Here is an 11,631-nt window from a genome sequence, read left to right as displayed (position 1 = left end):
TTCAAAACGCATCACTGCGATAATAATGAGGTGTATTCTCTTGTTCAAAACGTAACCGTCGAAGTCTCTTTCCAGAACCGAAATCTCTTCCGATCCCGCAAGCTTCGCCGCCCACGTTTCTCTTTCTTCTCATCTTCAATTGTCAAATAACAGACCAGAAAACCCAGTCGAAATCCATTCCTGCAATCCCAGGCACCTAAGCCCAGAACCATCAATCAGCATCGCAGCCAATCCAGGAAACACTAGAGCGAAGGTCTTCGTCGCCAGCAGCGCCGCCGCCCTCGTCAGTGATCGGGCTTATAGACCCTACCAAACGACATAGTCAACACCACGATTGTAAAAATTCTGACATTTTTTCAAGTGGCTGGTTTTAAACAGAATTTTGATGTGCCAGTGCGGAAATTGGGGTTTTCTACCTGATTGGATAGGTTTTCCGGAATCATTTTACGCCTTTTGCCGGAATCATCCAGATCAGCCCCCACAAACCGGTTCAAACGGCCTCGCCGACACACTCGCTCGACGTCTCATTGCCAGCAAAACGCCCAGGACCTAATAGACATCAGACGAACAAAGGAAGCGGAGCATGTTGCTTCTTCATGAAGAGCGGGCACAAGCAGCCGCGCCGTGCGGGTCCGGCACTATTCCATACAATGCGATGCGGAGCCGGCAGACGTGACATATAGAGTGCCTCCATTACCGGAACTTCCGGTCTCGCATGTGCTTGGTGATATCGGCACTGCACTGGCCGACCGTCGGCGTGCCGTGCTTTCCGCGCCGCCCGGCGCCGGCAAGACGACTCTGGTGCCGCTCTATCTATTGGGCCAGGACTGGCGCGGCGACGACAGGATCATTCTTCTGGAGCCGCGGCGGCTGGCGGCAAGGGCGGCGGCTGCCCGAATGGCCTCGCTGCTCGGTGAACAGGTCGGCGATACTGTCGGCTATCGCATGCGACTCGACAACCGCATCTCCTCCAAGACCCGCATCGAGGTGGTGACCGAAGGTGTGTTCGCGCGGATGATCCTCGACGACCCCGAGCTTTCCGGCATCTCCACCGCCATCTTCGACGAGTTCCACGAGCGGTCGCTGGATGCGGATTTCGGCCTGGCGCTGGCACTCGACGTGCAGTCGGCGCTGAGGGAGGACCTGCGTATCCTCGTGATGTCGGCGACGTTGGACGTGGAGCGTGTCGCTACCCTCCTCGACCATCCGCCCATCATCGAAAGCATGGGCCGCAGCTTTCCGATCGATATCCGCCATCAGGATCGGCCCGCGGGAGAGCGGATCGAAGATACCGTGACACGGGCGATCCTCGATGCGCATGCGAGCGAAGAGGGCTCGATCCTGGCCTTCTTGCCGGGACAGGCCGAGATCACCCGGACGGCGGAACGGCTCGAAGGCCGGTTCGGCCCGGAGACGATGATCGCGCCGCTTTACGGCAATCTCAGCCAGAAGGAGCAGGATGCGGCCATCCGGCCTGCGCCGCAGGGCACGCGCAAGATCGTGCTTGCCACCTCCATCGCCGAAACCTCCATCACCATCGATGGGGTGCGTATCGTCATCGACAGCGGCCAGCAGCGGCTGCCGGTCTTCGAGGCTTCGACCGGCATTACGCGGCTCGAGACGGTGCGCGTATCGCGCGCCTCGGCCGATCAGCGGGCCGGACGCGCTGGCCGAACCGAGCCGGGCATCGCCATCCGCCTGTGGCATCCGGGCCAGACGGCGGCCATGCCTGCCTTTACGCCGCCGCAGATCCTTTCCAGCGATCTCTCGGGCCTTGCGCTCGATTTGGCACATTGGGGCGTGCAGGATCCGGCAACGCTTTCCTTCATGGACCAGCCGCCGGCGACGACGCTTGCCGAGGCGCGAGCACTCCTGCGGCAGCTGGGAGCGCTCGACGCGGAAAACGGGCTGACGACGCATGGCCGGCTGATGCGTGAACTCGCTTTACCGCCGCGGCTGGCAGCGATGGTCATCTCGGCTGCGGAGTTCGGCCAGGCGCGGGAAGCGGCGTTGCTGGCCGTGCTGCTGACGGAACAGGGGCTCGGCGGCCAGAGCATCGATCTGGAGGACCGGCTGCGGCGCTTCAAGACAGAGAAGGGCGAGAGAGCGGAGGCGGCGCGACGCTTAGCCGGGCGACTCGCGCAGGCCGCTAGCAACGGCGGCAACCCCGCCTCTGCCACGCCGCAGCTCGCCGGTTCGTTATTGCTGCATGCCTTTCCCGATCGGATCGCCCTGCAGCGCGGCGGGCGGGGCCGCTTCGTCATGGCGAATGGGCGCGGCGCAGAGCTGCCGGAAACCGAGCGTCTTGCCGGCTCACAGATGCTCGTGATCGCCGATCTGACCGGCCGCGCAGCGCAGGCGCGCATCCTTGCCGCGGTGGAGACTTCCCGCGCCGATGTCGAAGAGCACTTGCCGGGCGAGATCCGCACGGAGGATCAGAGCTTTTTCGACAGAGCAAGTCGGCAGGTCCGCGCGCGGCGAGCGACAAGGCTCGGCGCCATCATCTTCGAGGAAACGCCCCTGCCGCGTCCCTCCGGCGAGCAGGCGGCCAAGGCGCTGGCCGAGGGCATTCACGAACTAGGGGTCGGTGTGCTGCCTTTTTCTAAAGAGGCGGCGCAGCTGCGAGACAGGATCGGCTTCCTATATAGGACTATCGGCGAGCCTTGGCCGGATATGAGCGACGAAGCCCTGGTTACCCGGCTAGACGAGTGGTTCACGCCGTTTCAGACCGAAGCGCGCGGGCTCTCCGATATCTCGGCCGGCGGGCTTTCCAACGGGCTGATGGCGCTGGTCCCGCACGAGCTACAGCGCGATCTTGCTCGGATGGCGCCGACGCATTTCGAAGCGCCGACCGGGCAGCGCCATCCCATACAATATGACGGCGAGGAGCCGCTGCTGACCATCCGCGTCCAGGAACTGTTCGGGCTGAAACAACACCCAAGCGTCGGCGGCGGCCGGTTGCCGTTGCTGCTGGAGTTGACATCGCCGGCCCATCGCCCGATTCAGACGACGCGCGACCTGCCCGGTTTCTGGGCCGGATCCTGGCGGGATGTGCGCGCCGACATGCGCGGGCGCTACCCGAGGCATCCTTGGCCGGAAGATCCGGCAGAAGCCTTGCCGACCACACGCGCCAAGCCACGAGGGACATGACGATGGCACGCTTCTTCCGGGGATTGGAAAAACTGTCCGATGCGGAGATCAAGGCGCAGGACGACCATCACAGCAGTCGGCGGCTGAGGCTGCAGACGCTGGTGCGCTTGCGCTGGCTCGCGGTCGGTGGCCAGACGGCAACTGTCATGATCGTCGCCTTCTGGCTGAAATTCCCCATGCCGCTCATGCCGTGCTGCGTGCTGATCGCCTGTCTTGCCTGGATCAACTTCTTCCTGACCCTGCGCTTTCCGCCGACGCACCGGTTGGAGCCGCCGGCCGCCTTCGCGCTGCTCGGCCTCGATCTTCTGCAGCTCTGCGGGCTGCTGCTGATCACGGGCGGGCTTGCCAACCCCTTCTCGGTGCTGGTCTGCGTGCCTGTCATCATTTCCTTCGCCTCGCAGCCGATCCGCTACAGCATGACGCTGATCGCGCTTGCGATGATCTGCATCACCGGGCTCGCCTTCTCGCCCTTCCCGCTCCCTTGGTATGAAGGCGTCGCCGTGAACGTACATAGCGTCATGCAGCTGGGCGTCTGGTGCTCCATCGCCTCGACCATGGCCTTTGCCGCTTTCTATGCCTATCGCGTCTCCATGGAGGCCTCGCAGCTCGCCGATGCGCTCTCGGCGACGGAACTGGTGCTGCAGCGGGAAAAGCATCTTTCGCAGCTCGACGGACTGGCAGCGGCGGCGGCACACGAGCTCGGCACGCCGCTTGCGACCATCAGCGTCGTCGCCAAGGAAATGGAACGCGAGCTGCGCGAGGACGACCGTTTTCGCGAGGATGTGGCGCTGCTGCGCAGCCAGAGCGAAAGATGCCGCGACATCCTGCGCCGGCTGACAACGCTTTCTTCGGAAGACGAGGCGCATATGCGGCGGCTGACGCTGTCTTCGATGATGGAGGAGATCATCGCCCCGCATCGCGAGTTCGGCATCATGCTGGAGCTGATCGAAAAGAGCCCGCGCTCCGGCGAGCCTGTCCTCAACCGCAATGCCGGCATCATGTATGGGCTCGGCAACCTCATCGAAAATGCCGTCGACTATGCCCGCAAGACGGTAACCGTCACCGTGGAATACACCGTCGAGACCCTGACCATCGTCATCGAGGACGACGGCAGCGGCTATTCGCCGGAAATACTGGCACGGATCGGCGAGCCCTATGTCACCTCGCGCCAGCGCGACGACACGGCAGGCGGCCTTGGTCTCGGCCTCTTCATCGCCAAGACGTTGCTGGAGCGCTCCGGTGCCGCCCTCTCCTTCACTAACCGCGATCCCGAAAGGCCGGGGGCCTGCGTCCGCGTCGAATGGCCGCGCGTGTTGATCGACAGTAATTCGACAAAATGATTTTGACGGCTTAAAACAACCCTCGTCAAAATCGGTAGGATATGCAGGCGGATGGTCGCCGGGATAGAAGATAGAATGACGGATAAAGAGATCGCTGCCCCGCATGCCGGGGACAAGGATTCCGCGGCCCATATCGGCGCGGATGCGACATTGCTGATCGTCGATGATGACGGCCCTTTCCTCCGCCGGCTGGCGCGCGCGATGGAAACGCGGGGCTTCGTGGTCGAAACAGCGGAATCGGTGGCGGAAGGTGTCGCCAAGACCAAGGCCAACCCGCCGAAATACGCGGTCGTCGACCTGCGCCTCGGCGATGGCAACGGCCTCGATGTCATCGAGGCCATTCGCCAGCGGCGTGACGATACGCATATCGTCGTGCTGACGGGTTATGGGAACATCGCGACGGCAGTGACCGCCGTCAAGCTCGGCGCGCTTGACTATCTCGCCAAACCCGCCGATGCGGACGACGTCTTTGCCGCGCTGACGCAGCGCCCCGGTGAGAAGGCGGAAGTGCCGGAAAACCCAATGTCGGCCGACCGGGTTCGCTGGGAGCACATCCAGCGCGTCTATGAAATGTGCGAGCGCAACGTTTCCGAGACGGCCCGGCGGCTGAACATGCATCGCCGCACGCTGCAGCGCATCCTTGCCAAGCGCGCGCCGAAATAGGCTATTCGGACGCGAAGGATTTGCCCGTCGCCCATTCGGCCAGCATCAGGCGCTGGGCGGCGGCACGCGAGAAATTCAGCGTCACCGACTTGCGCGTCGCCGGCGACAGGCGATGCTCCGGCGCCTCGCGGATGATATGAGCGCCATACCCATCGGATAGAAACAGCCCGCAATCCTCCGGAAAGATATCCAACGGCACGTCCTTGTGGGTGGCGAAGAACATCCTATCGCAATGCTGCCGATATTCGGGCCATTTGCGGTCGACCCGGAAATCCTCGATCGAGGTTTTGATCTCGATGATCCAGATCTCGCCCTTTTCCGAAAGACTGATGAGGTCGGCGCGGCGGCCGCTCGCCAACGGCAACTCCGGCAGCACAGCGTGACGCATGTCGTGTAGTAATAGTTGTACGCCCTTGCGTACAAGCATGGCCCGTTCCGACTGCCGGCCATCTATTAACGGATTGTTATTATAAACGTTCAAAATCGTCATGAATTGCCTCAAGGACAGGCAAGCATTGTTGCAAAAAAACCATGTCCCTCTAATTTGCGCGGCGGCGCTATTTTGTAGCGTCAGAGCAGCTTGCAAAGTTTAGTTTAATGGAAAATAAACCGTAGACAAAGATGGTAGATAACCATCCGATCCCCGCCACAAAATTTCAAGAGACTTCCATGCGCATCCGTAATGCTATGACCGCACTCGGCCTTGTCGCAATGCTCGCATCGGCTGGCTATGCCACCACTGCCGCAGCCGCGCCGACCGCTACCGCAAAAACCGCCGCAGAGACCATAAAGACCTTCGATGGCGACTATGGCATCACCAGCGATAACGGCTTCCAGCTGCCGGCGATCCCAATCCAGAAGGTGAAGCCGCAGTTCCGCCGCCAGATCGTCGAATACAAGTCCGACGAAGCTGAAGGCACGATCATCGTCAACACGCGCGAGCGCCACCTTTATTACATCCTCGGCAACGGCGAAGCGATGCGTTACGGCATCGGCGTCGGCAAGCAGGGCTTCTCCTGGTCCGGCACCGCTTACGTCGCCTGGAAGCAGGAATGGCCGAGCTGGCATCCGCCGAAGGAAATGGCCGTCCGCCGTCCGGAAATCGCCAAGTATGTCGATGGCGGCATGAACCCGGGCCTTTCCAACCCGCTCGGTGCGCGTGCCATGTACCTCTACAACGAAAAGGGCCAGGACACGCTGTTCCGCCTGCACGGTACGCCGGAATGGGCTTCGATCGGCACGGCCGCTTCCTCCGGCTGCATTCGCCTGATCAATCAGGACGTGATCGATCTCTACAGCCGCGTCCTGCCGGGTCACAGCACGAAGGTCATCGTTATCCAGTAATTCGCTGGCATCGGGATTGAAAAAGGCCGCCGGATCGCTATCCGGCGGCCTTTTTGTTTGGAGAACTCGGGGGCGACCCTATACCGCTCCACCCGCCCTCATCCTTGCCGTCGAAGCGTCAGCGCAACGACAAGGCCTCTAAGGATCGAGGCGGCCTCTGACGGAGAGAAAGGATCAACCCGCCTGCTTTGCCTTCAGTTCGATACGGCGTCGATGCAGAACCGGCTCCGTATAGCCGTTCGGCTGCTCCCGCCCCTTGAGCACGAGATCGAGCGCTGCCTGGAAGGCGACAGAATCGTCGAAATTGCCTGACATGGCGACGTAGTTGGGATCATCGGCATTCTGCTGATCGACCACGGCGGCCATGCGCTTCATCGTCTCGACGATCTGCGCTTCGCTGATGACCTTATGGTGCAGCCAGTTGGCCATATGCTGCGCCGAGATGCGCAGGGTGGCGCGGTCTTCCATCAGGCCGACATTGTTGATGTCGGGTACCTTGGAGCAACCAACGCCCTGATCCACCCAGCGGACGACATAGCCGAGGATGCCCTGGCAGTTGTTGTCGATCTCGCGCTGGATTTCCTCCGGCGTCCAGTTCGGCCGCGAGGCAACCGGCACCGAGAGGATATCGGAAAGCTTGGCGCGGGCGCGGCTCTTCAGGCTCTTCTGGACGTCGGCGACATTGACGCGGTGATAGTGGGTGGCGTGCAGCGTCGCAGCCGTCGGAGACGGCACCCAGGCGGTGTTGGCGCCGGCCTTGGGATGAGCGATCTTCTGCTCCAGCATGGCCGCCATCAGGTCGGGCATGGCCCACATGCCCTTGCCGATCTGGGCGTGGCCGGACAGGCCGCATTCGAGGCCGATATCGACATTCCAATTCTCATAGGCACTGATCCAGGCCGCCTGCTTCATGTCGCCCTTGCGGATCATCGGGCCGGCTTCCATCGAAGTATGGATCTCGTCGCCGGTACGATCGAGGAAGCCGGTATTGATGAAGACGACGCGCTCGCGGGCGGCGCGGATGGCTTCCTTGAGGTTGACCGTGGTGCGGCGCTCCTCGTCCATGATGCCCATCTTCATCGTGTTTCTGGGCATGCCGAGCAGATCTTCGACGCGCGAGAAGATGTCGACAGCGAAGGCGACTTCTTCCGGCCCGTGCATCTTCGGCTTGACGACATACATCGAGCCGGTGCGGGAATTCTTGCGGCGGCCGTTCGGGCCGACATCGTAGAGCGCGATCAGACCGGTGATGACGGCATCCATAACGCCTTCCGGCACCTCGTTGCCGTCGCGGTCGAGAATGGCCGGGTTGGTCATCAGGTGGCCGACATTGCGCACCAGCATCAGCGAGCGGCAATGCAGATCGAAGGTGCTGCCATCCGGCGCGGTATAGGTGACGTCGGGATTGAGACGGCGTGTGAAGGTCTTGCCACCCTTTGCGACTTCCTCCGTCAGGTCGCCCTTCATCAGGCCGAGCCAGTTGCGATACACTTCAGCCTTATCCTCGGCGTCGACGGCTGCGATCGAATCCTCGCAATCCATGATCGTCGTGATGGCCGATTCCAGGCGAACGTCGGAAATGCCGGCCGGATCCGCCTTGCCGATAGTCGTGCTCGTGTCGATGACAACTTCGATATGGATGCCGTTCTGCTTCAGCAGGATATGCGTCGGGGTGGCTGGAGCGCCCAGGTAGCCGGCGAAATGGCCGCCATCGGCCAGTTTCGACGCGCCGCCCTTAGTCGCGATCGCCAGGGCACCATCCTTCACGACAAGGCCGGTGACATCCTTCCAGCTTGCGCCATCAAGCGGCACCGTCGAATCGAGGAAATCGCGAACCCAGACAATAACCTTCTCGCCACGCTTGGGATTATAGCCCCTGCCCTTCTCGGCGCCGTCGGTCTCGGGAATGGCATCCGTGCCGTAAAGCGCATCATAGAGCGACCCCCAGCGGGCGTTGGCGGCATTCAGCGCGTAGCGGGCATTCATGACGGGAACGACGAGCTGCGGGCCGGCGATCTCAGATATTTCCGGGTCCACATTGGCGGTCGAAATCGTGAAGGCCGGGCCTTCCGGCACGATGTAGCCGATTTCGCGGAGGAAGGTTTCATAAGCGGCAAGATCGACCGGCGCGCCGTTTTTCCGATACCAGTCATCGATCGCCACCTGCATGCGATCACGCTTGGCGAGCAATTCGCGGTTCTTCGGTGCGAGATCGTGGACAATTTTAGAAAAGCCGGCGAAGAAGGCATCGGGGTCGATGCCCGAGCCCGGAAGGGCTTCCTTGACGAGGAAATCGTAAAGTACCGGTTCGATCTGCAGCCCGTTCTTCTCAATGCGGCTCATGCCAAATACTCCTCAAGGCCATTTATGGCTCAATTTTCCTATGGTGCCACTTTGCTGACGGTTTCGCCCTCAGTCAATTTGGTAATAGTTCGAAAGATTTATGCAATACGGGAAACAATTGACTTACGTTGATCCGGAGGCGGCAAAAACACCCTATCGCCGCGTCACCCGCATCGGCAGTCCGCCGCGCGGCTGGGTCGTCAGCTTCTGCACCGGCCAAGGATCGGTCTCATCCGTCGCATCGAAACGGAAACGGCGCATCATCACGGCAAGAGCGATGACGGCCTCCTGAAGTGCGAACGTGGCACCGATGCAGACACGCGGACCCGCGCCAAAAGGCAGATACTGGAAGCGATTGATCTTGGCCCGGTTTTCCGGAAGGAAGCGCTCCGGCATGAAGGCACGCGGCTTTTCCCAGTAGAGCTCATGACGATGCAGCGTCCAAGGCATGATCAGCACGGTGATTCCCTTCGGGATCGCCACGCGCTCGCCCTTGGCGCTCGTCCATTCGTCGTCGGCAATCGCGGCTCGATTGATCGACGGCGCCGGCGGATAGAGACGCATCGCCTCCTCGAAGGCAGCGCGGACGTGCGGCATCAGGTCGAGCCAGGCGACGGGTTCGGCATCGGTGGCAAGCACCCGATCGATTTCCTCTTCCATGGCATCGCGAATATGCGGGCTGTTGGCGACGCAATAGAGTGTCCAGGCCAACGCGCGAGCCGTCGTTTCATGGCCCGCGCCGATGAAGGTGAGGATATTGTCCTCGATCTCCTCCATCGTCAGCCCGTCGGGACCGGTCTTTTCCAGAAGCAGCGTCAGGAAATCATCCGGCGCGCTCGCGCGGTCCCTGCTCATCTTCTCCAGGCGCTGGTCCATAGCCTTGCGGACGATGCCGCGGAACTTATCGAGCATACGCCGGCCGCCGATGCGGGTGAGACGCGGCACCCAGGCGGGAGCGCGCAGAAGATCCATGGGATCGACCCGGCCCATGCGATGCAGCAGCTCGTTAACGTCGTCGGAAAAATGCTCTCTTTCAGTGACGATCTCGCCGGAAAACAAGGTCTCCGTCAGGATGGCGAAGGTCAGCTCGGTCATGTCAGCAGCGATATCGAACACTGCGCCTTCGCTGCCGATCTCCTCATATTTGTGCAGGTATTCCAGGCTCTGGCCTAGCATCTGGCCGGCGAAACCCTGGGCATGGCGCGGCGTGAAAACCGGGGCAACCGCCTTGCGCGAGCGCTTCCAGACAGGTCCTTCCGCCGTCAGCAGACCATCGCGCAGAATCGGCCGGAGCACGAGCTGGCGGATATCGGCCATGCGATAGTTGGCAGCGTTGTCGACCAGAATATGCTTGATCAGGCCGGGATCATTGACGATCAGCGTCCGCTCGTTGAAGAACTTCGTCTTGATCCAGGGCAACGTATAGGAAGGTTCGCCCCAGAGTTCGAGCGGATTGCGCAGGATGGTTTTGATAATCGTCCATCGCGACGGCGGGACGGTGCGCGGGATCGGCGCCGGCGGGGAGAAGGCTTCCGGAATCATATCCATGGGATCAATTCTCCTCGAAGACCGGGCGGTTGCGCGATCTGACGCAGCCGGAGCGGTGCGCCCATCCGATATGGTGAGCGCCACTCGCGAAATCCAGGCGGTAAAACGCCGCGCGTGCCGCCTAAAGCGCATCGCGATTTGTCAAATTCGCTTTTTAGCGTTTCAGGTCTTTGACTTCACGCGTGCCGTTATCGCAAACCGCTGCACACTTTTGCGCGGCTGCTTTAAAGCAGCGACTTCAGGTCGCTCAGCTTATCATTGATGAGCCAGCCGTAGTAGTTCTCTTCCGGCCAGACGGGCTGCGAAGAGCCCCTGTTCTTGGCGGCAAGGGCGGCAGCGCGCTTGCGGGTGTTGCCGAGATTGTAGAGCGTCGCGGTGATGCCGGGATTGCCGGAAATATCCATACCGGCGATCGAACGATAGTCATCGATCGATTTGCGGATCGAGGCCGCGACGAAGGCGAGCGACAGATCCGGATCCATGATCGCCTTGTAGACACCGCCTGCATCCTTCTCGTCCAGCTTCGCGACGCCCGAGGTGCGGCTGACCAGATCGGAAAGTTCAAGCGCCGTCAGCGGATTGACCTGACCGAGACCAAAGGTCTGCCCGGCATAGAAGGGCTGGAAGAAAACAGCGCTGAAACGATTGTCGGGATAGGATTTGCCGCCGACGGTCTTGCCGCGGAAATCATCTTCCCAGACATCCTCGCGGCAGATCCAGAGGCTGTAGGAGTCCTTCTTGCTCTTGCAGGCGTCGAATTGCGGCCGGGCGATGAAATCGTCGACGTTTTCGCCGTTATAGGCGAAGCGGAAGCTCTGGCCGGCATAGGATGCAGCTTTAACGTAGTAGGACTGCAGGCCGTCATAGGCGTCAACATTATAGGTATGCTCGCCGACGATCGCACCGATGATGTGGATGGGTTCGATGCCATAGGCACGCGCCGTCGATTTGATCTTCGACATCAGCCTAGTGTCGGTCGCCAGCAGCTCACGAACCTTCTGATACTTGCGTTCGAAGGTGGAGTTGGTGCCGCGCGTGCGCCGCACGGAGGCGCCGGGAACGGGCGGCTGCTCGGCATTGCGGTTGCCCGGAGGCACCACGCTCGCCGCATCCGCATAGGCGGGGATCCAGGAGAGGCTGGCGACTGCCAGAAGAAGGGTGATCAGTATACGTCGCAAGATGGCTGTCCTGTCGAAGTTTCAACCGATGTTTCCGTGCGGCTCCCTGACGGACAATCTTGGCC

The 11,631-nt window shown here is 61.4% G+C and carries 8 protein-coding genes; 4 read left to right on the top strand and 4 right to left on the bottom strand.

The window, feature by feature from the left end; all coding sequences use genetic code 11:
- Positions 1 to 684: 684 nt before the first annotated feature.
- The 3 genes from hrpB (at position 685) to GA0061102_RS10445 (ending at position 5,153) form a co-directional block, all read left to right on the top strand.
- Positions 685 to 3,150, top strand: coding sequence for an ATP-dependent helicase HrpB (hrpB, locus tag GA0061102_RS10455; RefSeq protein WP_092846577.1), 2,466 nt, complete (start codon positions 685 to 687; stop codon positions 3,148 to 3,150).
- 2 nt (positions 3,151 to 3,152) lie between these two features.
- Positions 3,153 to 4,490, top strand: a complete 1,338-nt coding sequence (locus tag GA0061102_RS10450) for an ActS/PrrB/RegB family redox-sensitive histidine kinase (protein WP_092846575.1) — start codon at positions 3,153 to 3,155, stop codon at positions 4,488 to 4,490.
- 75 nt (positions 4,491 to 4,565) lie between these two features.
- Positions 4,566 to 5,153, top strand: coding sequence for an ActR/PrrA/RegA family redox response regulator transcription factor (locus GA0061102_RS10445; protein ID WP_092846573.1), 588 nt, complete (start codon positions 4,566 to 4,568; stop codon positions 5,151 to 5,153).
- 1 nt (position 5,154) lies between these two features.
- Here the strand turns inward: GA0061102_RS10445 and GA0061102_RS10440 are convergent, their stop codons facing one another.
- A complete protein-coding gene (locus GA0061102_RS10440) occupies positions 5,155 to 5,643 on the bottom strand; it encodes an MmcB family DNA repair protein (protein ID WP_092846571.1) in 489 nt (162 codons plus the stop codon).
- 179 nt (positions 5,644 to 5,822) lie between these two features.
- Here GA0061102_RS10440 and GA0061102_RS10435 point away from each other — a divergent pair, with 179 nt between their 5' ends.
- Complete coding sequence (locus GA0061102_RS10435) at positions 5,823 to 6,497, top strand: L,D-transpeptidase (protein ID WP_004127592.1); 675 nt, start codon at positions 5,823 to 5,825, stop codon at positions 6,495 to 6,497.
- A 174-nt stretch (positions 6,498 to 6,671) separates the two neighbouring features.
- On the opposite strand, the gene GA0061102_RS10430 is transcribed toward GA0061102_RS10435, so the two are convergent.
- The 3 genes from GA0061102_RS10430 to GA0061102_RS10420 form a co-directional block, all read right to left on the bottom strand.
- Positions 6,672 to 8,840 carry a malate synthase G gene (locus GA0061102_RS10430; RefSeq protein ID WP_092846569.1) on the bottom strand — a complete coding sequence of 723 codons (2,169 nt, stop codon included), beginning with the start codon at positions 8,838 to 8,840 and terminating at the stop codon, positions 6,672 to 6,674.
- A gap of 153 nt (positions 8,841 to 8,993) precedes the next feature.
- Positions 8,994 to 10,388, bottom strand: coding sequence for a cytochrome P450 (locus GA0061102_RS10425; protein ID WP_092846567.1), 1,395 nt, complete (start codon positions 10,386 to 10,388; stop codon positions 8,994 to 8,996).
- A gap of 224 nt (positions 10,389 to 10,612) precedes the next feature.
- A complete protein-coding gene (locus GA0061102_RS10420) occupies positions 10,613 to 11,566 on the bottom strand; it encodes a DUF1402 family protein (RefSeq protein WP_092846565.1) in 954 nt (317 codons plus the stop codon).
- Positions 11,567 to 11,631: the final 65 nt, after the last annotated feature.

The organism is Martinezella miluonensis, from assembly GCF_900094545.1.
In the GTDB taxonomy this organism is placed as follows: domain Bacteria; phylum Pseudomonadota; class Alphaproteobacteria; order Rhizobiales; family Rhizobiaceae; genus Rhizobium; species Rhizobium miluonense.
Note: the sequence above shows the minus strand (reverse complement) of the source record. Positions and strands in the feature narration are given on the sequence as shown.